Here is a 21,714-nt window from a genome sequence, read left to right as displayed (position 1 = left end):
AGGCGCTTATGAATCTCAGTCATCGTGCTGTCTTAGACGCACTCAAAAGCGACATCGATAACGAGTTTGGGCAAGAAGTGATATGGCTATCAAAAAACGGTACTACAAGTACCATAACAGGGACGTTCTCATTCATTGAACGCGACGTGACCACCACGTCGACATCAAAAAAAGCAGGGCAACTGCATGTAGATGTGATCACCGCGACCTTTTGCGTGTCACCCAACCATTGCCCCTGTGAAGAAGGGGATCGCCTCGAAATAGACGGTGTCTCCTACTTAATCTTGCCCTTTCACAAGGGCGAATTTGAAATTGTACTGCCCCTGAAAGTCACGCAAAACAAAGACCACAACTGGCGGTAATCTATGAACCTACAAATCGACCTAGGGGACGGCGTTGCCGAGCTAGAAGCGCAATTAGAGCTGTCCATTCGACAGCTTCAAAAAGCCGTCACACGCACCCTTAAGAAAGTGGCGCGTTGGTTAGAAACCCAAACCAAACGAGAGTTAGGCGTGGCTTTGTCGGTTCCTCAGCGCGTCTTAGCCGCGCGGTATTACAAAAGCTTTTACATCAAAGATGGCAAGCGCACGGTAAACGTCTGGTTTGGCTTAGCGCCCATATCCGTAGCGGCCTTGGGCAAACCCAAGCAAACGGACATTGGCGTCAGAGTCGGCAAGCATCACTTTATTGGCGCCTTTATCGCCACCATGAAAAACGGCCACAGCGGTGTATTCAAGCGCAAATATGACAAGGGCAGCAAACGCTCGAAACGCGCCGACGGGCAATGGACAGAACTGCCCATCGTAGAAGAAAACTTCCTCATTAATGACATCGCACAGCCTATTATTGAGCGCTATCACGTGCGAGCCGAAGCGCGTTTTCACCACATCTTAAAGCAAGAAATCAACTTCGCAATGAACGTCGAGGGGCAATAAGTGCCAACCCATATCAACTTAAGCGATGTGCACCAAGCTATTATAGACGCCCTGAAAGGTCGTTTCCCTAAAGTCACCATCGACAGCTACGACCCCAGCGAGAACCTCGAATCCCTCGCTCCGGCCTGCTTGCTCAACATCGAAGAACTACCCAAAGCGCCTGATGTGGGCGATGGCCGTTATCCCGTGGTCGGGCAATTTGCCATTCACTGTGTGTTGGGGCGAGAAGTGCCCAATCTGCAAATGGAACTCCAAGAGTTTGCCGTAGCCGTGTCCCAGTTTGTTTATGAAAAGGGCATTTGGTTAACAGGATCCGTCCTAGAAAAGCCCTTTAATATCGAAGCCTACCCCGGCCGCTTTTGCAAAGACACCCTTGGCGGTTTTGATTCGTGGGTGGTGAATTGGGAGCAAAAGATTTACCTAGGCGCGTCCACATGGCAACCCGAGACAGTGAAAAGCGGCATTCGCTTAGCAACCAACCCAACCGATGAAAACGACCCAGACGAATACAGGAGCCTCTAATGCGCCAACTGATTGAAGCCATGGTGCGGGATATGTTGCAACCGTATCTTGATCGACTCGAAGACCTAAGCGAAGAAACCGAAGACCTAAGACGACGCCTGCAAAGCATTATTCGCCTCGGTCGTGTTATTGCCGTTCACGAATCTGGCGCCTTGATCAAAGTACAACACGGGGAGCTAAACACGCCTTTTATTCGTTGGTTTGCCTCCGCCGCTGGCGAGACGTCGGAGTATCGTTGTCCCTCCGTGGGCGAACCGGCGGTATTACTCAATTACGGTGCCGGCAATAACGGCACCCAAACCGTCGCTTTAATCGGTTTGTTTAGCGATAACTTCCCCGCACCAAGCAAGGACCCTAACGAGATTATCCGCTGTTACCCCGACGGTTCTTTGGTTTCGTACCATGCGAAAAATCATTTACTGAAAGTGGAAGTGAAAGGCGATGTGGTCGTCAATGTCGCTAAATCCGCCACAGTAACAGCGGGTGGAAACGTCACCGTCGACGGCAAAATGATCATGCTCAATAAAGGTACTGGCGTGGTCACTGGCGCGCATAAATGCATGGTGACAGGCTTACCCCACGGGGATTGTTCCTCAACCGTCACCGCAGGCAAGTAAACGCTGGAAAATAAGGTATTCAAGATGGCATTAAATCCTGAACAGCTCGCTAAAGACATAGAAGACGCGATGCAAGCCCATGGGTTTCAACCCGTATCGGACAAAACGGCAGGTCATCAATGGTGGCTGGCTTTCGCTGAAGGCATCGTTAACCACATCACCCAAAATGCAGAGGTTCCGGTAACAAGTGGATCTTCTGCTGGTTCATACAAGGTGACTTAATGGTTGGCATCGACCGCAAAACAGGCCGCAAGATAGAGGGCTTCGACCAGCTTGTCAGCCGCATCACCCAAGTTATGACGACACCCAAAGTAGGGCGGGCCAAACGCCCCACCTTTGGCAGTGAGGTTCGACAATACATGGGCGCGAACATGACCGACAGCATGTTGATTCGCCTGCAAGCCGCTGCTATTGCCGCCTTTTACGAACCAATCAACGGCTTAACCGACTTTGTGCCGTCGCGCTGTGTGGCCAAGCGATTAACCAATGGATTGGCTTTATATTTCGAAGGCAAGTGGAATGGTCAAAACATAAAATTTGAGGTACCGCTAGATGTTTCCCCATCAAAATCCACTGCCTAAACCAGAGATCATCACCACCCCAAACTTTGACAGCCTCTTCAAGACCGTCAAAGACAGCGTGCTTTCGTATCTAGCAGACAACGCCCCCGATGATGTGGCAGGCGTGAAAGAGACCTTTGAAAACGAAGCCGAGCTGTTAACCAAATTCACGGAAGCCTTCACCGTCATCCTGCAAAGCCAATTTAGGCAAATGAACGCACAAGCCCTTCAAATGTTTGGCATGTACGCGACCGACGATGCCATGGTGGATCTCATCGCCAGCCAATTGGGCGTAGAGCGGCAAATAATCGACGAAGGGAACCCGAACGCCTTTCCTCCGGTACCGCCAAAAGTCGAAAGCAACGAAGCATTGCTGACTCGTTATTACCTAGCCGCTTACGCATTGGCCACCACAGGCACCCGATCCGGTTACCGATTCAATGCCATGACGCTGGGCGGACGCCCCAAAGTGACCGTTGAAAGCCCCACTCAAGGCAAAGTCGTGGTGACCTACGAATTCGAAGCGCACGACATGGCAGGCCAAACCAAAGATGCTCAAGCAAGGCGCGTAGCACCAGGGGAAGTGGACTGCTTCATCTTGGCTCATGCCAATAACGGTGTCCCAGCCGAAGCATTAATCGCGGCAACACAAGAATACATGCAGCGGGACGACATCGCCCAAGAGACCGATCTACTCACCGTCAAAGCACCCACGATAAAGCCGTGGTCGTGTGATGCCGTGCTTTATATCCGCACGGGTCCCGATGCCAATGTGGTCAAAGCCGCCGCTGAAAAAGCCGTGCGAGAGTATGCAGAGCAACAACACAGATTGGGCGGCAGTATCGAGCTGTCTATGCTCTACAGCGTGCTCTTAAAAACCACCGGCGCCCATCGAGGCGACATACTGCAACCCAAAGAGCCATTGCGTTGCCAATACAACGAGGCGCCTTACCTTGAGTCAGTCCAAATTACCGTCAACACTGAAAACCTATAGTGTTTTACCTGATAACCGTAGCCCTCTAGAACGTGCATTAGAACTTGCCCTAAGTGAGGTTTTGTACTCGGTTGACCATCCATATCCAGCATTGCTGGATGCACAGAAAACCCGAATAGAGGCAATTGCGACGTTGGCGTCTGAAAAACAAGTGCCGATTTGGGACACGGAAGATACAGAGCAAGTGAAACGGAATTTAGCAGGCAACGCGTGGAAAGTTCGCCAGCTTAGCGGCACGAAAGCGGGCTTGGCGTTGGCCCTAGAATCGTTCGAATTTTTGAGCGAGATAAAATCTTGGTACCAACAAACACCAAATCGAGAGCCCTACAGTTTAGACATCGTCGCATGGGAGAAGGGCAATAAGCCCGTCAATGTCGCCAATGCCAAAAAGCTCATGGCTTATATCGAGGACACCAAATCAGAGCGAGACAACATTGAACTGTCCTTGATGTTCGGTGTGGAAACAAGCTTAGGGTTGGCGGGAGCAAGGGCGCCATCAATTACAGTGAAAGAGGCCGAGGCAGACGCCAACCTTTGGCCCATGCCGCAAGTGAGTGCCTCGTTATCCATTGCCGCCGCCGTTCCGCCAGCGGTGACTATTCAGCCCCTTAACCTTCAAGCCATCATTCCCGTGATCAAAACTGATGGGTATTTGGGGATCCTAGCAATAGCCGATCATTACAGCGTTACCCTGTCACCAGTGAACGCCAAAGCGATTATTTAAGGTAGATAACATGAGCGATAGCCTAAGTTTAGTCATTACCCGCGCGGGGTTAAATGAATGCATTAGCGCAAAAGGAAGGGGCATAGAAGCCCGTTTGAAATGGGTCTCAGCGGGTGACCGTGCTTACACCCCAAACCCTGATCAAACCACCTTAGTGAATGAAATCCAGCGGGTTGAGTTTGGCGAGTATAAAGACACCGGAGCAAGCCAATTGCAAGCCGTCGCCAAGTTCAGCGGCCCGCAGGAATACCCCATCAAAGAGCTAGGATTCTGGCTAGAGACAGGCACCTTATTGGGGGTGATTTCCGCCCCCAATACCACCCTGAACTACAAAGCCAAAAATGGTCATTGCATCCAGCCGATCACCTTGGATTTGAGTGCTTTACCAAGCGATACCGTGACCGTGGTCGTGGGAACGGAGAATCTAAACATACTCATCGAAGATGAATTTACCAAAATGGCGATTGCTCAGGTGGACACCATGCATAGGCAACTCTTGCAAGAGTTTCGATTGTTAGATCTAGAAAAACGAACAGTTTGATACGGAGAATATAATGAGTACACAAGACACGGCGGCGTTAATACAGTCAGTCAATAATATGACGGGGACAGTCTCAGAGAAAGTGCGTGAGATTGACGAAAAAATCAGCGAAACAACAAATGGTTTTGAAAATAAAGTCAGTCAAGCAAAAAATGACTTTGATCAGTGGCGCGCCTCGGTGCAAGCCGTTGATATCAATGCACAGCCGCAGTACATAGAGACTGTCGATTTGACAGGACTGAGCACGGACTTTTTTTATCCTGTCTGGTTTTTTATGCCAGGTGATGATGTCGGTATATCGAAAATATTAGTTACTCGTTTGCATAACACAGATAGCTCTCTGAACCCCTTTGGAGATGGGAATCCCCATGTGGCGGGGTTGAATCTGGAAATTGAAGGTAGTGGTATTCCCTGGGGTGGCGGTGCCAACTTTCTCATAATTAAACGATTATCAGAAACGTACCGGAATACGGTTCGTCAAGTGAGCTTTGGTATGATGTCAATAGCACGCTATGTTGACGGTTCTCGAGATATGTACTCAGGTTTTACAGACGGGCAAATTGTTAATTGCGCTGACAGGTCGGGAATGTATCTTCGCGGGGGGTTAACGTATCAAATCATTAAGAGCTTTCAGTCGAGCGTGTCATATAGTCGAGAAAGCACAGAAGTTACAATGGTAGACGACGTCGGGTCTGACTGGGAGATAAGTTGGAAAGTAAAACCCTATCATAAAGATGACCCGCTGCTTGGCGATCCTTATGACCGTTATATACTTCCATTTCAACGCGACTTTGATCTGCGTTATGCGTCTAAAAATGACTTCTCAGCCCAAACTGCTCTATTTGAATCTGATATTACGGGGTTGCAGTCCGATATCGCGGATTTGCAAAAAGAGATAGACGCATTGGAAGCAAATGAATCGGCACAATCAACGACAAGCACAACGGAGTAATAGGAGTGGCTATGAATGTCTTCATTGAAAGCTTTGTAAACAAGCATGGTGAGCGACTATACAACGTGCCTGCTGATCCTGACATATTACAGGGAATGGGATTTAGTAAAAAAGAAGCGCTTACGATGTGTCGTGATGCGATAAAAAAAGTAAAGTTCGCAGGTATCCGCGCCCAGCGAGATTATAGAATCTCACAAACAGACTACACCCAAATGCCGGACGCTCCGCTCAGTGATGAAAAGAAAAAAGCGTGGGCTGAGTACCGTCAAGCCCTGCGAGATTTACCGCAGCAATACGACAACCCAGACGACGTTGTCTGGCCAACCAAACCTGAATAAAGAACCCACCAAACACCCAAGCCGCGAAAGCGGTTTTTTTACGTCTGGAGAAAGCCCATGGTCACAAAACAGCCGCCTAATCCTCGGCAAACCTACACCGTCACATCGCCTTACCAATGCCCGAATCACAAGCATTGGCACCAAAAAGGCGACACGGTCGAGCTGCTTCCCAGCGAAGCAGAATTCCTAATCTTAAGCGGTAAAGTCGCCCTCGCGACCACCGCCAAACCAAAAGGAGAGGCCTAATGCCAGAGATAGCATCCTTTACCCACAACGGCATCAGCGTCGAAAAACAATCTGCGCCGCCACCAATGGGGCCACTTGGCAGCGTGGTCGTCGGTATCGTCGGTACCGCGCCAGACGCCGACCCACTGTGGCCAAAAAACAGCCCCATCCGCATTGCCAACAAGGGCGCAGCGGCCAAACTAGACATGGCAGGCAATGAACGCGGCACCTTATGGCGCACCTGTTACGAACTGCTCCGCATCGTCTCCGTACCCATCTACGCCGTCATCGTCGAAGAGGGTACAGATACCGCCGACACCATCAACAAGGTAATAGGCAAGGTTGACCCAGCCACAGGCCAACGAACCGGCATCCAAGCCTTAAGCGATTGCCAAGAAGTGCCCACCCACATCGCCGCCCCGGGGTTCAACACCAAACCCGTGGCCGATGCGCTCGCGGCACTAGGCAAACGCCTCTTCGCGATTCCCGTTGGCGACGGCCCCAACACCAACGACAACGCCGCCATCGACTATTCCAAGTCACTAGGGGGCGAGGGCACAGGGTACGACGCATTTTATGTGGTCGATCCCTTTGTCTCCGTTTACAGCCAAGCCGCCAAAGGCAACGTCTACTTCTCAGGCGCAGCCATTGCTTTGTCATGCTTTGCGCGAGTCAAACCATGGGAAAGCCCCGCCAAAGGCGGCATGGGTGCGCTAATCCAAGGCACCGCACGAACCATCGACTACAACATCATGGACAATGCGACCAACGGCGACCTCATGAACCGCTTTGGCGTCTCCTACTTTGCGCGTACCTCAATGGGTGGCTTCTCGCTCATTGGCAACCGTTGCGTCACAGGGCGCTTTGTCTCTCAAGTGGGTTTGGAATACGCCATCATCCGCAAACTGGCGAAAACCGCCCAGCGAGCCATGGCGCGCAACCTAAGCGAATCCTTCATGAACCAAGAGATTGAAAAACTCAACTTCTGGCTCAAATCCCTGCAAGCCGACGAAACCATCATGGGCGCGCAAGTCTACTTGCATCCCACGCTCAATAACGTCGAAAACTACACCAACGGCGAATGGCACATTGCCATCAAATACCACGGTTACGCGCCGAATGAACATATGGTGTACCACCTAATTGAAGACGTAGGCATCGTCGAATCGTTCCTAGAAGGAGCCCTATAATGGCTGGACAACGCACCCGCATTACTAGAATGGCCATCATCAACGGTGAGCCATTGGTTAAAGAACTCGACGAGTTCACCCCGCCCGAAGTCAAAAAGACCATGCAAGAAACCCGAGGCGGCTCCTTCATCCCCGGCGAAGTCATGGTCGGGCTAGAAAAGCTCACCGCCAAATTCAAAATCAAAGGCGCCAACCAAGCCTTACTGGCCGCGTTTGGCTTAGCCAATGGCGAAGTGTGCCAGGTCAACGTCAACGAATCCCACCAAGACGAAGACGGCAACACTTTCAAAATCGAATACAGCATCACAGGCGAAATCACCGGTGTCACCGAATCCGCCAGCAAAATGGGCGAACTCCCAGACAACGACATCGACATGACCGTCAGCGCCTACAAAAAGAAAGAAGCGGGCAAAACCATTTACGAGATCGACCGCAACGCCCAAATCCTCAACCTTGGCAACGGCGACTTGCTGTCTGAACACCGCCGCAATGTCGGCTTACCTTAAATAAACGAGAACCATTATGTTTGAACCCAAAAAACACCAGCTCGTCTGGCCCATCGAAAACGAATCCCTCGAAAGCGTCACAATTCACACTCTCACCATGGGGCAACACCGTGAACTCTCAGAGAAAAACAAAGCCAACAACACCCAGCTACTTCGTGCTTGTATTAGCGAAAGCACGGGCCTCTCGGAAACCATGCTAAAAAAACTCGTCACACCGGACTACACCAGCATTCAAAACCACGTGTTAGAACTCATGAACGCCAAAGCCCACACCCTCATGGAAGGCGAGTTCGACCCAGACGCGCCAGCATTGCTCATCCCCATTCTAGGGGACGACAGACAAGAAAAAACCCACTACAAACTCCGTCCGCCCACCGTCGCCACCACCGACCTCATGGACACCCACCAAGACGAATGGGAACGCACCCTCTTTATCAGCGCCAGCTGCACAGGCTTTTCAAAAGACGAGCTCGCCTGTCTCAGCCTGCCAGACTGGAACCAGCTACAGGAGCGACTAATCGATTTTTTGGACAAACCGGCGGATTACTTTCGCCAAAAGACGTCGAAGTCCTAACCGACGTCATCCCGCTGGTGTACCACGTTCCTCCCTCTGAAATACTAAACTGGCGCATGGACGAAGCCATGCGCCGCTACCACCTCGCCGCCGCCAAACTGGGCATCAACAAGGGGTAAACCATGGCTGACAAAAAAATATCCATCGCCCTGTCAGCGGTCGACAAATTCAGCAAACCCTTCAAAAGCGCCCTCCAAGGCGCTGGCAAACTTGAAAAACAAATCGAAAAAACCAACGACGATTTTAAAAAGCTCAGCGACCAACAAAAAACCATCGCCCGATTCAAAACCCTAAACGAGAGATTAAAAGAGAGCAGAACCGCGCTATCGAAGGCGAATCAAGAAACCAACCGCCTCAAACAAAGCGAACAAAGCGCCCAAGCCATCGTCAAACAACACACGGCAGAACTCGCCAAAGCCGAAAAAGCCCTACTAAACGCCGCCCAAGCCTACGGCGCACAGTCGCGCCAGGTGGTAGAAGCCAACCAAAAAGTAAAACAACTCACCAAAGCCAAAAAAGCCGCCGAGCAAGCCCACAAAAAAGAAAAAGCCGCCCTTAAAAACGCAGAGCAAGCCAGCAACAAACTCACCCACGCCTACGGCCACCAAGCCAAAGAACTGGGCGGATTACGTCGCGACATGAGCGCCGCAGGCCTAAAAGTCAACTCGCTCGGTGCCCAAGAGCTCAAACTTGCCCGACAAACCGACCAAGCCAGCCAAGCCCTAGAGCGCCAAAAGGCCAAACTAAAACAGATCCAAACCTTAAAAGGGCGCATTGCCGATCGGAACGCCCAAAAAGGCCAACTCGTTGGGCAAGCCGTCGGCCTCGCCGTCAAAGCCGCGCCCCTCATCATGGCGGGCAAACGCGCCGTCGAATACGAAAGCACCTTTGCCGACGTCAAAAAAGTCGTCAACTTCTCCGACAAAAAAGAAGAAGCCCAATACCGCACCGAAATGATGAAACTCGCGGGGCGCTTGGGCGTACAGCAACAAGGCATCGCCGACATCGTCACTGCCGCCGGGCAATCCGGCATCGAAAAAGACCAGCTTCTACCATTTGCCGAAGCCGCCACCAAAATGAGCGTCGCGTGGGACGTCTCCGCAGACGAAGCGGGTTCCACCCTCGCGACCTTCCGCGCCGCCATGGGCCTAACCCAAAAGAACGCCCTCGACCTAGCCGACGCCACCAACTACCTAAGCAACAACATGAACGCCAAGGCAAAAGACATTGCCGCCGTCATGGTGCGCCAAGGCTCCACCGCCATGGGCGCAGGGCTCAGCTACAACCAAACCGCCGCCCTGTCTGCCAGCCTCATTGCAGGGGGCGCCACGGACGAAGTCGCCTCCACTGCGCTGAAAAACATCACCGGAAGACTCACCGCAGGCTACGCCGCCACAAGCGCCCAGAAAAACGCCATGGGGCGTATCGGCTTCAACGCCGAAGAACTCGCGGAAATGATGCAGCAAGACGCCCAAGGCACCTTGATCGACGTCATGCGCAGCCTACAAGACGTCAACGCCACAGACCGAGGCGCGGTCATCTCCCAGCTCTTTGGGGAAGAAGTAAAAGGCGCCGTTGCCAAACTCGTCACCACACTGGACGACGACCAAAACGGCCTCGTCGCCGCCTTTGGCAAAGTCACCAAACAAGCCGACCGAGCCAACAGCGTCAACAACGAATACGCCAACCGCGCCGCCACACGAGGCCACAGCCTCGACATGCTCGGGGCCAAATTCGACCGCATGACCATCATCCTAGGGGATCGGCTCTTGCCCGTGCTCGATGCCGTCTTGCCACCGCTCATGTCCGTAGTCGATAGCGTCGCCAACTTTGCCGAAGCCAACCCCAAACTGGCCACAGGTCTAATGGGCGTGGCCGCCGCCATTGCCGCCGTCAAAGCCGGAGTTATCGCCTTTAAACTCGCCAAACTCACCCTTGGCAACGGGCGCGATCGCTTCAGCCTTGGCAAAACGAAACTTACCAATTCAACCGACCAAACCACCCAAAGCGCCAACCGAGCCTCACGCTCCCTCGACCGCTTAAACCGCAAACTCAACAGCCTAGGCGCAGGCGCACGACAAAGCCCCACCGCCTACGGGGGCGAACGCCTCAGCAAAGAGGAACGCAAACGACGCAAAAGAGACTACCTACAAGGTCGATCCAGTGGCAGAAAAGCCACCTCAAGACGAGCCAGACCATCACGCCTCAGCGGACGCTTTCGCTTGGGCAAATACGGACGGCTCGCAGGCCTACTCAGCAGCGGCGCGGCCTTGGGCATGTTCTCAGGCTCCGCCAATGCCAGCGGCCTATCTAACGTCGCCGACCTAGCCATGACAGGGGCAGACCTAGCGGGGGCAGCAGGGGGAATCAGTTCACTCATTCCCATGGGCGGCATTGCAGGCGGCGTACTAAAAGGCGCGGGCAAACTGTTCAGGCCGCTCGACATCGCCCTCCAAGGCGCTGGCCTTGCCTCCGCCATCTCCCAAGGCAACAGCACCCAAATCGGCGCCACCGCTGGCGACATGGCAGGGGGCTTGGGAGGCGCCGCCGCAGGTGGCTTAGCTGGCGCGGCCATTGGCTCCGTCGTCCCCGTGATCGGCACCGCCATTGGGGGAATCGTCGGCTCCATCGCAGGCAGCATGGGCGGCGGCTCATTAGGGGAGTGGATCGGCAGCAAAATAGGCGGCTGGTTTGCAGACGACAAAACCGACCAACCCGCCCCCGCGAATATAGCGGCGCAAAGCCAACAGCTACAAAACCACAACAAAAGCATCACCTTCGCGCCAACCATCCACCTAACGCCAACAGGCAACCCAAGTTACGACCAACAGCTCAGCGACCAAGTGATAGAAAGACTCAAAGCCGAATTTGCCCAAGGCATGATGGGCAATATGGACGTCGCCACAAGGGCCGATGGGAGCTTGACGGATAAGCGAAGCTCATAGTTATGAGAATTGTCAGTGGTTTGTAAGGTTTTTCTGATGTATAAATAATAAGGTTAGTAGAATCAAACTGTAAGAGTTCGCTATTTGGGGACAGATAAAAAATAGATTAGTTTTTCATCTGTCCCCAAATAGCTTGTTGAAGGAATGCTTAATGAAATTGATGAACCAACCTTTTAACGGACAGTTAGGAGACCAGCTGATCACGCTGCTTGAGTCACCTAATTTTCACACATTAAATATCGTTGTCGCTTTTGCAAAGAACAGTGGTGTCCTTAGAATTAAGGATTCACTTAAAAGCTTCAGGGAGCGAGGTGGAATAGTAAATGCTTATATAGGCGTAGATTTTGGTGTGACGTCATACGAGGCTCTTACCGCTTTACTCCTTTGTACGGACTCATTAAGTGTAGTTCATTCAGAAAAAGGCCAGACATTTCACACAAAGGTTTATCAACTTTTAGGAGATGAAGAAGGGGTTATAGTCGTTGGTTCACATAACTTGACTGGTGGTGGTCTGTGGACAAATTTCGAGAGTTCAGCACATATTTCGTTGAATATGTCGAATGCTGAAGATATTGAAATATTAAAAGTGCAAGAGAGTTACTTCAAAAGCTTGGCCTCACTTAAAGGCTCGTTTATGTCTATTACTACAAAAGACGATATAGATAAACTTCTTAACAATGGGTATATAGCTAAGGAAGTAAGTCAACAAGTACGTTTAGCAAAAGTTGCTAAAGAAGCTGAGGATCGTGAGCGTTTATTTGGCAATGGTGTTCGCGCATCGTTACCTCGAGTTGGCATTCTAAAGGAAGAAACTACGGCAGCGCCTATCGTGATAACGAAGGGGAAAGTATCTGCGACTCAAAATGACGAGAACGAGACTATTTGGTTTGAAACCAGAAAACTAACTGGCGGGTCACGGAATATTTTGGATTTATCAATGAAGTCTCTGGTTGAACGAGGTGAACCCAAAGGGACTACTTTTGATCTAGGAGAGCCAGGATTCATGAGAGGTGGTGTTGAGTTCTTTGGTGTTTCCCCTACATCTACAGATATTCAAAAAAACATTACCCTAAACTTTGAAGGTATTGACTATAACGGGAATACCATACTTTTTCCTACAGGAAAAAACGCAAACGGAACGTGGCGACTCCAAATTAAGGGAGTTAGTTTTTCTGGAGAGAAGATCACCGATGCATTTAGAGCCAAAGGCGAAAGTTCTTACTTGGTGATGAAAGTAGTTACCTTTACTAAGATTAATGATGACTACTACTCAATATCTGTATTTCCAGAGTCTGATCTTGAAAATTTCATGGAGGCTTCAAGCATTTTAGCTCGAAATGGCTTAACGAAAAATGCAAAGTGGCTAGGATTGCTTTAGAAGCGACTTAACCACTCTTGGTGCTTGCCTTTTCGAGCTCCACTAATACCTCCCTTTGCTCCCCCAAATGTGAGCATTGAAGATTTGTCGTTCAACGGAATGCCTTCTGAAATAAACAAAGGGTTTTGGTTAATTTCACAAAATTGATTTATAAAATCTGCAAGATCAAAACTATATCCATACTTCGTCGTGCTTTTATAGGGAGGATCAACATACACCACAGCATCACTAGAAATAGAGGTGGTGAGGATTGTTTTTATATCATCGTTAATGACATTTACTCCTTTCATGCCATTCATGAGAGCCTCTATACGTCTACGTAATTCAGTTGGTCCTGGCTGCATTGGGTTTGCTGGGCTACGGCGCACACTAGTGGCCGTAGGTTCCCAGTAGTCACGAAAACAAGCGTTAACCCAGAGCTCTCCTTTGCGCCAAATTTGTTTTCCTCCAAAGGAACTAGCCTGAAGTAGAGGATAAAGCTCAATCTCTTCATCTCTCACTGGTAGTGCCGATAAGGCCAACATATGAGCCTTATAGTCGCGTTTATCGCTAGGTAATTCAGACAAAAATCGGTCGAAAACGTCGATGTTGAATGTGCCTGAGCCAATAGCTAACCAAAAAGCTCCCCATGAGCTTATGTCAAGCATCCAAATTCGTGATGGGTCGACACCTCTATTAACCAGTTCAATGGACACTGCGCCAGAACCACAACATAGATCATAGAATTGAGAGTTATTGCTGGGAGCGGCTTCTAATAAGCGGTCAACGACCTGAGCTGCGATTCGCTGCTTGCCGCCTTGATACGAGCAGGGGACGCGCATCAGACTACTCATAAAGATTTCCTGCGAATCAAGATTCGGGCATACGCTCTTCGTCCGTTAATCATACCGACACCGCCTCTGTCTTCAGTGTGTATTCGATAATTAACTTCTGAAAGAGTCTTAGAAGATACGTTAGTACGAGCGTTACCATTTGCAAGCATAATAATCTCAAACTGATCTGGATTGTACTTGTCGAGGAATGTAATAGGTACCCCCATTACACCTTCGTAGTCCATTGGAATATTTTGAGTTCGTCCAACTTCGATGGCGTCGTAGTTTTCGTAAAATGGATAGTCATCTTTGTTGTAACTGCAAATCAAATCTAGGGGGGTGTGAGATTTATTAGTCTTCAGATTAGTGAACCAGCGTACGCCTTTCACCCGAATGAATCTTCTTCCATTATTATCTATACCGCAGCCTGAAGCATTTAGCGGGTAGCTATCAGGGACAAAAAATTTTCGATCTCCTGAGCGGATGGACTCTCCATACCAAACTTTATTGTCACGAAAGAGGGGAAATATTTCCTTGGTTGTTGTAGCGTTCATATTCCCAAGGATAATAAAATTCTTTTTATGTTTTTCTAGTAGGCTCATGTACTCTCTGAAGAGACTAAAAGGAGGATTTGTGGCTACTATGTCAGCTTTTTTTAGCAAAGCTATGCATTCATCTGTTCGGAAATCACCATCACCTGCAAGATGTTCAAGATAGTTTCCTTTCATAGAAAACAAGACTTCTAAATCTAGTGAGCCGTCAGGTCTCACAATAGTTTCATCTGGTGCTTCAGTTACTACCGCTTTATATGCACCTGCACTACCTTCTAGTGGATATTCTTTCCCTGCTAAAGAGGACTCGGCATAGCAAGTGGATGTTAGGCTTGCTAACTCTAATTCATTGAAATTAACTGCAAAAAAATGGAAAAAGGCCGATTCAAAAGGATCATCACAATTACAAAGTATGGATTTACCCTTTAGTTGTTCTCGGTGGAGTAGCATTTCTTTTTCTACATCTTGGTACTGGGTATAAAACTCATCCTTCTTGACTATAAATGCATGGTTAAGCTTTGCATTTCCGGGGTTTGTATGTGGTTTGGGGCGCTCAGCCTTTATATCAAATGGCATAGTGCCCTCGCGAACAACTGCTTTAAGAAAGGTATTAATTGCGGCGGACATACTTATGCCGATGTTGTCGAACACCTCACCAGCCTGTTTTTTTACATCTGGATCGATACGTATTGTAGTGGTGGGTTTAGTAGACATAATTAAAACTCCTGTTGTGAAATACAATGTAGCACAATGTTCCTATGAAATACAATGTAGCACATATTTAAAAAGGGGAGGAATTTTGATATTTCTTCGTTCAACTCAACAGGCGCTCAGACATTAGTTGCTCTCTGATTGCTCGTTGAGCATGGAGTTAACTATCAAAGAAAGAGGCTAGTGTCAGGATGAAAGCCAGTAATGTTTCACCTGTCGCTATAACTATTGGTTTTAATCGTCTGAGTTGTTTTGAACATTGACCCCATCCGCATCCTGATCTACCATTGTTCTTGAGGCGTCGAAACCTCTTTACACAAGTCGGATAGCCCAACCCCGTAAGCGTTGGTTTTTTTGTGTCTGCAATTTATGCAGTTACAAAGGCGCATTATTGCGTCGGGAGGGCGAGGAATACAATACCCGTAAGGGAAATAACTCCGCCTGGACTTGTGCAGGTTTCGAACCTCCCGACACCCTTCTTCGAAAAAGGGTGAAATTCGAAATAAACACAAGGAGGCCACTATGGCTACGGACATTACCTCAAGCAATGACGCACCCGTTGTAGAAATTACCAACGATCAAATCACTACCACATCGACCGACATTGCTAAGCACTTTAGCAAACACCATAGAAACGTATTACGTAAAATAGAAAGCCTTGAATGCAGTGCAGAATTTCATGCGCTCAATTTTGAGCCGATGATAATTGATGTGGAAGTAGGCAAGGGCGCAACACGTCAAGACCGAGCCTATCGCATCACCCGCGACGGCTTTGTCTTCTTGGCCATGGGCTTCACCGGCAGTAAAGCCGCCCAGTTCAAAGAAGCCTACATCAACGCCTTCAACCAAATGGAAAAACAGCTCAACGATCAAAAACACCTTCCCGCCCCCCCAGAAGACACCGCCGCGCTTGAGGCTGAGAAGTACAAGTTGATCAACAACATCGTTACCTCCATGAAACTGGAAAGCAACCCCGTCGTCCTCCCCGCCAGCGACCTAAACGACATGGTACAAGCCATTAGAATGTACCAAACCCAAATCGCCCAGCTACGCACCCCCGACTGGGTCAATAAAAACGTCGAATGCATCAAGGAATACGCCAACCGCACCTTCCTAGACGACTGGCCGATACCTAACTACAAATAACAAGCAAAAAAAGCCCACGAAAAGTGGGCTTAGTTGTTTTTTAGACTGGTAGGAAACGAGAAAGTCTTTTAGTATCAATGAATGTGTAAACACGAATGCGTAGCATTAAGATGTTATGTTTTTGCTGCAAGGGTTTTACGGATTAAGGATGCTGTTTCTAGATCGTAAACCTTACAACAGTACCAACCGTAGTCAAGGCCTGTGCGCACAACTTCACCTGCGTGAGTTATGTCAAGGTCTTTAATTAAGTACCTTGCTTTTTGATGTGTTAAGTTAAACTCTTTTGCAATATCTCCAAGTGTCTGCATGGATTTAAAGTCTGTGATGTTGACTATTGCTTGGTCCGTAGCTATTTCCCCTACAGATTCAATTGCAGATTTTGCTCTATTGTAATCTCGGGTGGTGATTACAACAGTTACAACAACCGCGGTTACTCCAGCTCCTAAAATTACTTTTTCTAAAACTGTCCAGCCTTCTTTTCTGCGCTTGTAACGAAGGAATGCTAAGCCACCAAAAGTTAATACTATAGTGCTACAAAGTGTGACTAATTTTACGTTCATTTATATGTACTCAAAACGTCAAATAACGTACTTTACATTAGTGTATTAAGCCTAACAAGTTAATGGAGTTTGGGGGGCAGATGAAAAATAGCACCTAGCCTTTATCGACTCCAAATAACTCAACGAGCAAAAACACCTTCCTGCCGACACCGCCGCGCTGGAAGCCGAGAGCTATTCCCTCCAAGGAAAGTAACTGATCAACAACATCGTTACCTCCATGAAACTGGAAAGCAACCCCGTCGTCCTCCCCGCCAGCGACCTAAACGACATGGTACAAGCCATTAGAATGTACCAAACCCAAATCGCCCAGCTACGCACCCCCGACTGGGTCAATAAAAACGTCGAATGCATCAAGGAATACGCCAACCGCACCTTCCTAGACGACTGGCCGATACCTAAGTACAAGTAACAAACACAAAAAGCCCACAAAAAGTGGGCTTTTTAGTTCGTGTAATACCGTGTAATTGTCATGTTTAAATTAAAAGACTAATTTGATTGTTGAAGGCTGAAGTTACTTTTATTTAGGGATAGTGACACTTTAATGGAATAAAAAGACGTTAAAAGACCACTCCTGATAAAAATATAGTCTTAATTAAGTCCAGAATGGACTTTCTAAGCATGTTAATCAACAATTAAGGATAGAAATAATGAAAACTAACATACAAGATTATTTAAAAAAAGGACTGCCAAGTAGCTTTTTAGAAAATATTAAGTGGGTGGAGATGACATCCATACAAAATGTTATTCCTCAGCTAGATTTGGTGGTTTTAACTGTTAATAGACCAACGACAGGGACTAATACAGGTGGGGTTGTATATATTAGAGATGACCAGAATAACCTAGTAGTGAGTAAGAAAGTCCCAGGTAAAGAAAGTCCAGTGAGTTTAAAAGTTCAGGATGATAAATTAAATTTTGAAGATCATTCATATAAAATTGAATACGGTCCAGACCAAGTCGATCAACCAGTATATGTGGCTGTAGCAGCTACAGTGGATGTCAATCAGGCTGTACCGTCAAACTTTCAACCATCAACATGCACCGCATATAACAACTCAGAGACACACATACTGAGTAGATATCACCTTCCGCGTCAGATATTAGGCGAGGGAGACAAAGTTAGTATATACGCAGTGGAAGGAGAGAGTTTACAGGATAATAGTCATGCGATAGGGAATGTAGTTCACAACTTAAATAAAGGTGACCCTGATCAAGGCTTAGCTTTGCTAGAATACGATAATGGAACCTTTAAAAGGGGACACAAGTATACGGTATGTTTAAATGTATATAGCTGGAAGCGACAAATTGCTGGATACACATTTACTTATTAAACTTCAATTTAAAAAATAGTACAGGCAATAAAAAACCTAAAGCTTATTCCTGAATCCAAGCCCATCCTTCCGATGGGCTTTTTCGTTTCTGTCCTTCCATTTTTATCTAAGGAGTAATCATGCGTCAGATGATGTCGCTCGGTGGTTTTGTGTTTTCGCTGAGCGAAGGCACACCATACGAGGGTTTGCAGCGCACGAGCGACGGCGGTTGGGTCGCGGTGGCGCGATACGGTCAAAAGCCGATGAGTCAAAACACAGGCCAACAGTTGGAGAACATCACCGTCACAGGGACGTGGTTTCAAGGCGATGGTATGGCGAATCTCAACGCCTTACGCGCCTTACAAAACCAGCGAGCGCCCTTGGTGCTGGCCGATGGCTACGGCAACAACTTAGGCCAATGGACCATCAAACGCTTGCAAGAGAAGCAAGACAAAATCATCGACGACGGCACCGCCTTCGTCCTCGCGTTCACCATCGAGTTAGAGGAATACGCCAATGACCACCATCCGTAGCCGCGACGGCGACACCATTTCCAACATCCTGTGGATCGCCCTAAAACGCAACGATGACGAGGCGGAAGAAGCCTTGTTCGAACTCAACCCCGGCTTAGAAGCCTACGGGCCAGTGCTGCCCGCTGGCGTTGTGATTGACATCCCCACCTTGCCAGACAAAGCCCCCGAGACGGTAACCAACATATGGGACTAAACAACCAATCCAACTACTTACCAAGCGTGCGCGTGAGCGGAGCAGGGGAACGCATCATCAATAATCGTTTAACCTCGTGGGAGCGTATCGACGCCGCAGGGACACAAAGCGACCAACTCACCTTGCACATCGATACCACAGGGCAAACAGGCTTGCCAAAAGAGGGCGCCGTGCTCACGTGGCTAGAAGGCTACGGCGACAACCTCATCGACAAAGGCCAGTTCAAAATCACCCGCATCGTGCCGAAGCTGTTTCCGCCCAGCGTCACCATCGTCGCCACCGCCGCGCCGTTTCAGGTAGAAGACAAGACCGGCTTTAAAGAGCGCCGCACACGCACCTTCGAAAACGTCAGCCTTGCCGACCTGTTCCGCCAAGTCGTCACGCCCCACGGATTCAGCCCACGAGTGGCCAAAGAGTTTGAAAGCGTCGTCCTCGAGCACATGGACCAAACCGACGAAACCGACAGCGCCTTCCTAACCCGCCTCGCACGGGAACGGGACGCCATCGCCAAACCCGTCAACGACCTGTACGTGCTCGCCAAACGGGGCCAAGTGAAGACCATCACAGGGCAAACCATGCCCCCCGTCGTCGTCAGCTTACCCAGCCAGAACACACCGAGCGAAGGCCAATTCATCAACTGCCAACTCGACCGACCCAGCCGCAGCGCCATCACCGGCGTCAAAGCCAACTGGACAAACCACAACACAGGGGAAGAACACACCGTACACGTCGGCACCGCACCGTTCAAAAAACTCCGCCAAAGCTACGACAACCCAACCACCGCCCAACAAGCCTGCCAAGACGACCTCATCAAATGCCAACGCCAAGGCTCCAGCGTCACACTCGACTTACCAGGCAACCCCAAACTCGTCGCAGAAGGCATCCTCACCCTCAACGACACCTTCCCACCGGAAATGAAAGGCAACTGGTCCATCGACAAAGTCACCGCACGAGGCGACAGCAAAGCAGGGTATCGGTGTTCGGTTGTGGCGAGTGAGGTGTTTTACAGTTTTGATAGTTGAGACTTTGTGGTCAAATTTAAGCCAAAAAAAGAGCCCATTATTTACGGGCTCTTTGACTTAAAAATAAATTAGTCGAATTAATTTTTTGTAAAAATTAATGCAGCGCCAGCTTTGAGTAATTCTCTTACTTGTTCTGCTCCTTTTGCTCCATCATATTTAAATGTAAAGTTTGTTGCGTTATTACGTTTAACAAGTGTGAATTTAGTACCTGATGCAAACATATACACAAAGCCGACCCCAACTGCAGTGGCTAGAGTTATGCTACCGTAAATCCAAGGTTCAGCTGCTACATCTTGAGAAAGTGCTTTATCATACATCTTAGATTTAATGGGGTAGTCAACCCCTTTTGATATAGACTTATCTTTATCTTCAACAACCAAGTCAGTAACGAAAGATGCTTCAGCGATCAAATTAGTAAGTTGAGTGTGGCTTTTACTAAGATAATTGTGAGACTCTATCATTTGAATTAACAGCTTACTTTTATTTTCTGGTCTGCCTTTATCTACTGACCATTCGCCGTTTTCTAAAGTAACAGTGCATTCCAGCTTAGCATCAAAATCATCTTCAGTGACCATTCCGCTATCAGTTGAAATACTGCTCATATCAAGTAGTTGATTGCTTTCCCAACTTCCAGTTGCTATATAAAACTTCACTTTAGGTTTGATTTTATATGTTTCTCCAGGTTCTGGAGACCAAGAATACCCCATGAAACCTTGTTGACTTTGTACACCAAAGGTTAGGCTGGGATACCACGAGTATTTATCTTCGTCGTTTTGCGCAAATGGATCTACGACTACTTTCACCTTTCCTTGATCTGTCTCTCCTGATACTGGGCTTGATAGATCTGGACCTAAGTGTTCATCTGAGATAGTAAATGTTGCAGTAAGACCATCTGTGAGATCTACTTTTTTTGTTGTTGAGGATTCTATCACTGTATTTAGGCCTACAGCATTATTTGAACATCCAGCTTCAGTTGAGTATTGAAGTGGGATGGTGAAACTGTTTAACTGATCAATGCTGTTTGCTTTGATCGTTATGTAGGCTGATGAGTTCAAATATAAATCTTTAGAAAATGTATCCTCTGGTTCGCTTAAAAAGGCCCAGAATTGTTTTTTTGAGGTAGTTTTGTTAACGATAAAAATTTTATAATTATCCATGATTATATCCTTTAAATGCATTAATTTTTTATGGAAATTAATTCCAAAATTTCTTTTCCTCGGTATTGAGGAGATTTTAGTATTGTATTTTTTTTAATTAAATAATTGTTAAAATTTATATTTTTTTTGTGAGTTTCTATATTTTAAAGGTGTTATCCCAATTTGTTTTTTAAAACTATGATTGAATGCACTTTGGTCGTTGTATCCAATACGCAATGCAATTTCAGAAATAGGAATATCAGTATTGGATAATAACCAAATGCTATGGTTGATTTTTAGTTTTCGGATATAATCTGATGTTGAACATTGGTGTTCTAATTTGAAGTATCTATCAATATGTGTAACGCTAACAGATAGGTAAGAAGCTATTGACTCTACTGTGATTGATCTGTCCATGTTTTGAGTTACATACATCGAGACATGGGATGAGAGGCTGCTATCAATATCCCATAGATCAAGATAGCTTGTAATGGATAGTTGTTGAAGTGTTTGATTTAATTCTTCATAATTTATCGGCAAAATAAGAGCTGTAACATTTTTATAATTATATGCTTCTTTTCGTTCATTATTATTTGATAAATACAAAATCCACCAAGTATTTGGAGAGATTTCTTTTTTTTTTAAAGTATTCTAGTGTTGATATTATTATTGTTTTATCGTTATGTTGTTTTTTTTGTTTTAAATTTAAGTTTTCTTTGATATGTGTTTTTTTGATGTCATT

28 protein-coding genes are annotated in these 21,714 nt (G+C 47.8%); 23 read left to right on the top strand and 5 right to left on the bottom strand.

The window, feature by feature from the left end:
- Positions 1-8: 8 nt before the first annotated feature.
- The 17 genes from AC0VYI_RS18610 to AC0VYI_RS18530 all read left to right on the top strand — a co-directional run bounded on the left by AC0VYI_RS18610 (position 9) and on the right by AC0VYI_RS18530 (position 13,001).
- A complete protein-coding gene (locus tag AC0VYI_RS18610) occupies positions 9-362 on the top strand; it encodes a head-tail joining protein (protein ID WP_475444760.1) in 354 nt (117 codons plus the stop codon).
- A gap of 3 nt (positions 363-365) precedes the next feature.
- Complete coding sequence (locus AC0VYI_RS18605; protein ID WP_475444759.1) at positions 366-935, top strand: hypothetical protein; 570 nt, start codon at positions 366-368, stop codon at positions 933-935.
- The gene (locus tag AC0VYI_RS18600; protein ID WP_475444758.1) at positions 936-1,457 is read left to right on the top strand and encodes a hypothetical protein; all 522 of its coding nucleotides are present in this window, start codon (positions 936-938) and stop codon (positions 1,455-1,457) included.
- On the top strand, positions 1,457-2,074 hold the full coding sequence (locus tag AC0VYI_RS18595; RefSeq protein WP_475444756.1) for a phage baseplate assembly protein V: 618 nt from the start codon (positions 1,457-1,459) through the stop codon (positions 2,072-2,074). Before AC0VYI_RS18600 ends, AC0VYI_RS18595 begins: the two co-directional genes overlap by 1 nt.
- A gap of 24 nt (positions 2,075-2,098) precedes the next feature.
- Complete coding sequence (locus tag AC0VYI_RS18590) at positions 2,099-2,296, top strand: hypothetical protein (RefSeq protein WP_475444754.1); 198 nt, start codon at positions 2,099-2,101, stop codon at positions 2,294-2,296.
- A complete protein-coding gene (locus AC0VYI_RS18585; protein WP_475444752.1) occupies positions 2,296-2,655 on the top strand; it encodes a hypothetical protein in 360 nt (119 codons plus the stop codon). The genes AC0VYI_RS18590 and AC0VYI_RS18585 overlap by 1 nt, the downstream gene beginning before the upstream one ends.
- A complete protein-coding gene (locus AC0VYI_RS18580; RefSeq protein WP_475444750.1) occupies positions 2,627-3,628 on the top strand; it encodes a baseplate J/gp47 family protein in 1,002 nt (333 codons plus the stop codon). The genes AC0VYI_RS18585 and AC0VYI_RS18580 overlap by 29 nt, the downstream gene beginning before the upstream one ends.
- Positions 3,588-4,352 (top strand): phage tail protein I, encoded by a 765-nt coding sequence (locus AC0VYI_RS18575; protein ID WP_475444749.1) that lies wholly within the window; start codon positions 3,588-3,590, stop codon positions 4,350-4,352. Before AC0VYI_RS18580 ends, AC0VYI_RS18575 begins: the two co-directional genes overlap by 41 nt.
- A 10-nt stretch (positions 4,353-4,362) precedes the next feature.
- Positions 4,363-4,893, top strand: a complete 531-nt coding sequence (locus tag AC0VYI_RS18570) for a phage tail protein (protein ID WP_475444747.1) — start codon at positions 4,363-4,365, stop codon at positions 4,891-4,893.
- A gap of 13 nt (positions 4,894-4,906) precedes the next feature.
- The gene (locus AC0VYI_RS18565; RefSeq protein WP_475444746.1) at positions 4,907-5,845 is read left to right on the top strand and encodes a hypothetical protein; all 939 of its coding nucleotides are present in this window, start codon (positions 4,907-4,909) and stop codon (positions 5,843-5,845) included.
- An 11-nt stretch (positions 5,846-5,856) separates the two neighbouring features.
- Positions 5,857-6,183 (top strand): tail fiber assembly protein, encoded by a 327-nt coding sequence (locus AC0VYI_RS18560; RefSeq protein WP_475444744.1) that lies wholly within the window; start codon positions 5,857-5,859, stop codon positions 6,181-6,183.
- Between the two features lie 57 nt (positions 6,184-6,240).
- Complete coding sequence (locus AC0VYI_RS18555) at positions 6,241-6,429, top strand: hypothetical protein (RefSeq protein ID WP_475444743.1); 189 nt, start codon at positions 6,241-6,243, stop codon at positions 6,427-6,429.
- Entirely contained in the window at positions 6,429-7,598 is a 1,170-nt protein-coding gene (locus tag AC0VYI_RS18550) for a phage tail sheath protein (protein WP_475444741.1), read from the top strand. The genes AC0VYI_RS18555 and AC0VYI_RS18550 overlap by 1 nt, the downstream gene beginning before the upstream one ends.
- Positions 7,598-8,104 carry a phage major tail tube protein gene (locus AC0VYI_RS18545; protein WP_475444739.1) on the top strand — a complete coding sequence of 169 codons (507 nt, stop codon included), beginning with the start codon at positions 7,598-7,600 and terminating at the stop codon, positions 8,102-8,104. The genes AC0VYI_RS18550 and AC0VYI_RS18545 overlap by 1 nt, the downstream gene beginning before the upstream one ends.
- Positions 8,105-8,120: 16 nt before the next feature.
- Positions 8,121-8,678, top strand: a complete 558-nt coding sequence (locus tag AC0VYI_RS18540; protein WP_475444737.1) for a phage tail assembly protein — start codon at positions 8,121-8,123, stop codon at positions 8,676-8,678.
- 122 nt (positions 8,679-8,800) lie between these two features.
- Positions 8,801-11,623, top strand: coding sequence for a phage tail tape measure protein (locus tag AC0VYI_RS18535; RefSeq protein ID WP_475444736.1), 2,823 nt, complete (start codon positions 8,801-8,803; stop codon positions 11,621-11,623).
- 151 nt (positions 11,624-11,774) lie between these two features.
- Positions 11,775-13,001, top strand: a complete 1,227-nt coding sequence (locus AC0VYI_RS18530) for a hypothetical protein (protein WP_475444734.1) — start codon at positions 11,775-11,777, stop codon at positions 12,999-13,001.
- On the opposite strand, the gene AC0VYI_RS18525 is transcribed toward AC0VYI_RS18530, so the two are convergent.
- Both AC0VYI_RS18525 and AC0VYI_RS18520 read right to left on the bottom strand, forming a co-directional pair.
- A complete protein-coding gene (locus tag AC0VYI_RS18525) occupies positions 12,998-13,834 on the bottom strand; it encodes a DNA adenine methylase (protein WP_475444733.1) in 837 nt (278 codons plus the stop codon). The genes AC0VYI_RS18530 and AC0VYI_RS18525 overlap by 4 nt on opposite strands.
- A complete protein-coding gene (locus AC0VYI_RS18520) occupies positions 13,831-15,078 on the bottom strand; it encodes a type II toxin-antitoxin system RelB/DinJ family antitoxin (RefSeq protein WP_475444731.1) in 1,248 nt (415 codons plus the stop codon). Before AC0VYI_RS18520 ends, AC0VYI_RS18525 begins: the two co-directional genes overlap by 4 nt.
- A 519-nt stretch (positions 15,079-15,597) precedes the next feature.
- Between AC0VYI_RS18520 and AC0VYI_RS18515 the strand changes: the two genes are divergently transcribed.
- Positions 15,598-16,221 (top strand): Rha family transcriptional regulator, encoded by a 624-nt coding sequence (locus AC0VYI_RS18515; protein ID WP_475444729.1) that lies wholly within the window; start codon positions 15,598-15,600, stop codon positions 16,219-16,221.
- Between the two features lie 113 nt (positions 16,222-16,334).
- Here the strand turns inward: AC0VYI_RS18515 and AC0VYI_RS18510 are convergent, their stop codons facing one another.
- A complete protein-coding gene (locus tag AC0VYI_RS18510) occupies positions 16,335-16,781 on the bottom strand; it encodes a hypothetical protein (protein ID WP_475444727.1) in 447 nt (148 codons plus the stop codon).
- A gap of 217 nt (positions 16,782-16,998) precedes the next feature.
- Here AC0VYI_RS18510 and AC0VYI_RS18505 point away from each other — a divergent pair, with 217 nt between their 5' ends.
- The 5 genes from AC0VYI_RS18505 (at position 16,999) to AC0VYI_RS18485 (ending at position 19,836) form a co-directional block, all read left to right on the top strand.
- On the top strand, positions 16,999-17,190 hold the full coding sequence (locus tag AC0VYI_RS18505; RefSeq protein ID WP_475444725.1) for a hypothetical protein: 192 nt from the start codon (positions 16,999-17,001) through the stop codon (positions 17,188-17,190).
- A 238-nt stretch (positions 17,191-17,428) separates the two neighbouring features.
- Positions 17,429-18,109, top strand: a complete 681-nt coding sequence (locus AC0VYI_RS18500; protein WP_475444724.1) for a hypothetical protein — start codon at positions 17,429-17,431, stop codon at positions 18,107-18,109.
- 119 nt (positions 18,110-18,228) lie between these two features.
- Positions 18,229-18,621, top strand: coding sequence for a phage tail protein (locus tag AC0VYI_RS18495; protein ID WP_475444722.1), 393 nt, complete (start codon positions 18,229-18,231; stop codon positions 18,619-18,621).
- Positions 18,605-18,814 carry a tail protein X gene (locus AC0VYI_RS18490; protein WP_475444720.1) on the top strand — a complete coding sequence of 70 codons (210 nt, stop codon included), beginning with the start codon at positions 18,605-18,607 and terminating at the stop codon, positions 18,812-18,814. The genes AC0VYI_RS18495 and AC0VYI_RS18490 overlap by 17 nt, the downstream gene beginning before the upstream one ends.
- Positions 18,805-19,836 carry a contractile injection system protein, VgrG/Pvc8 family gene (locus tag AC0VYI_RS18485; RefSeq protein ID WP_475444719.1) on the top strand — a complete coding sequence of 344 codons (1,032 nt, stop codon included), beginning with the start codon at positions 18,805-18,807 and terminating at the stop codon, positions 19,834-19,836. Before AC0VYI_RS18490 ends, AC0VYI_RS18485 begins: the two co-directional genes overlap by 10 nt.
- Before the next feature lie 77 nt (positions 19,837-19,913).
- Here the strand turns inward: AC0VYI_RS18485 and AC0VYI_RS18480 are convergent, their stop codons facing one another.
- Both AC0VYI_RS18480 and AC0VYI_RS18475 read right to left on the bottom strand, forming a co-directional pair.
- Positions 19,914-20,993 carry a hypothetical protein gene (locus tag AC0VYI_RS18480; RefSeq protein WP_475444718.1) on the bottom strand — a complete coding sequence of 360 codons (1,080 nt, stop codon included), beginning with the start codon at positions 20,991-20,993 and terminating at the stop codon, positions 19,914-19,916.
- A 108-nt stretch (positions 20,994-21,101) separates the two neighbouring features.
- The gene (locus tag AC0VYI_RS18475) at positions 21,102-21,578 is read right to left on the bottom strand and encodes a helix-turn-helix domain-containing protein (protein WP_475444716.1); all 477 of its coding nucleotides are present in this window, start codon (positions 21,576-21,578) and stop codon (positions 21,102-21,104) included.
- Positions 21,579-21,714: the final 136 nt, after the last annotated feature.

The sequence above is a fragment of the Marinomonas sp. 63XJN7_9_ISO-PGPR-S23-217 genome (assembly GCF_056173515.1).
Note: the sequence above shows the minus strand (reverse complement) of the source record. Positions and strands in the feature narration are given on the sequence as shown.

Excerpts from the sequence above, each read along its gene's own strand:
- AC0VYI_RS18565 (WP_475444746.1), top strand. The coding sequence starts at position 4,907 with ATGAGTACACAAGACACGGCGGCGTTAATACAGTCAGTCAATAATATG.
- AC0VYI_RS18610 (WP_475444760.1), top strand. The coding sequence starts at position 9 with ATGAATCTCAGTCATCGTGCTGTCTTAGACGCACTCAAAAGCGACATC.
- AC0VYI_RS18595 (WP_475444756.1), top strand. The coding sequence starts at position 1,457 with ATGCGCCAACTGATTGAAGCCATGGTGCGGGATATGTTGCAACCGTAT.
- AC0VYI_RS18560 (WP_475444744.1), top strand. The coding sequence starts at position 5,857 with ATGAATGTCTTCATTGAAAGCTTTGTAAACAAGCATGGTGAGCGACTA.
- AC0VYI_RS18555 (WP_475444743.1), top strand. The coding sequence starts at position 6,241 with ATGGTCACAAAACAGCCGCCTAATCCTCGGCAAACCTACACCGTCACA.
- AC0VYI_RS18520 (WP_475444731.1), bottom strand. The coding sequence starts at position 15,078 with ATGTCTACTAAACCCACCACTACAATACGTATCGATCCAGATGTAAAA.
- AC0VYI_RS18490 (WP_475444720.1), top strand. The coding sequence starts at position 18,605 with ATGACCACCATCCGTAGCCGCGACGGCGACACCATTTCCAACATCCTG.
- AC0VYI_RS18500 (WP_475444724.1), top strand. The coding sequence starts at position 17,429 with ATGAAAACTAACATACAAGATTATTTAAAAAAAGGACTGCCAAGTAGC.
- AC0VYI_RS18580 (WP_475444750.1), top strand. The coding sequence starts at position 2,627 with ATGTTTCCCCATCAAAATCCACTGCCTAAACCAGAGATCATCACCACC.
- AC0VYI_RS18510 (WP_475444727.1), bottom strand. The coding sequence starts at position 16,781 with ATGAACGTAAAATTAGTCACACTTTGTAGCACTATAGTATTAACTTTT.
- AC0VYI_RS18550 (WP_475444741.1), top strand. The coding sequence starts at position 6,429 with ATGCCAGAGATAGCATCCTTTACCCACAACGGCATCAGCGTCGAAAAA.
- AC0VYI_RS18585 (WP_475444752.1), top strand. The coding sequence starts at position 2,296 with ATGGTTGGCATCGACCGCAAAACAGGCCGCAAGATAGAGGGCTTCGAC.
- AC0VYI_RS18605 (WP_475444759.1), top strand. The coding sequence starts at position 366 with ATGAACCTACAAATCGACCTAGGGGACGGCGTTGCCGAGCTAGAAGCG.
- AC0VYI_RS18495 (WP_475444722.1), top strand. The coding sequence starts at position 18,229 with ATGCGTCAGATGATGTCGCTCGGTGGTTTTGTGTTTTCGCTGAGCGAA.
- AC0VYI_RS18485 (WP_475444719.1), top strand. The coding sequence starts at position 18,805 with ATGGGACTAAACAACCAATCCAACTACTTACCAAGCGTGCGCGTGAGC.
- AC0VYI_RS18515 (WP_475444729.1), top strand. The coding sequence starts at position 15,598 with ATGGCTACGGACATTACCTCAAGCAATGACGCACCCGTTGTAGAAATT.
- AC0VYI_RS18535 (WP_475444736.1), top strand. The coding sequence starts at position 8,801 with ATGGCTGACAAAAAAATATCCATCGCCCTGTCAGCGGTCGACAAATTC.
- AC0VYI_RS18570 (WP_475444747.1), top strand. The coding sequence starts at position 4,363 with ATGAGCGATAGCCTAAGTTTAGTCATTACCCGCGCGGGGTTAAATGAA.
- AC0VYI_RS18505 (WP_475444725.1), top strand. The coding sequence starts at position 16,999 with ATGAAACTGGAAAGCAACCCCGTCGTCCTCCCCGCCAGCGACCTAAAC.
- AC0VYI_RS18545 (WP_475444739.1), top strand. The coding sequence starts at position 7,598 with ATGGCTGGACAACGCACCCGCATTACTAGAATGGCCATCATCAACGGT.
- AC0VYI_RS18530 (WP_475444734.1), top strand. The coding sequence starts at position 11,775 with ATGAAATTGATGAACCAACCTTTTAACGGACAGTTAGGAGACCAGCTG.
- AC0VYI_RS18480 (WP_475444718.1), bottom strand. The coding sequence starts at position 20,993 with ATGGATAATTATAAAATTTTTATCGTTAACAAAACTACCTCAAAAAAA.
- AC0VYI_RS18540 (WP_475444737.1), top strand. The coding sequence starts at position 8,121 with ATGTTTGAACCCAAAAAACACCAGCTCGTCTGGCCCATCGAAAACGAA.
- AC0VYI_RS18525 (WP_475444733.1), bottom strand. The coding sequence starts at position 13,834 with ATGAGTAGTCTGATGCGCGTCCCCTGCTCGTATCAAGGCGGCAAGCAG.
- AC0VYI_RS18590 (WP_475444754.1), top strand. The coding sequence starts at position 2,099 with ATGGCATTAAATCCTGAACAGCTCGCTAAAGACATAGAAGACGCGATG.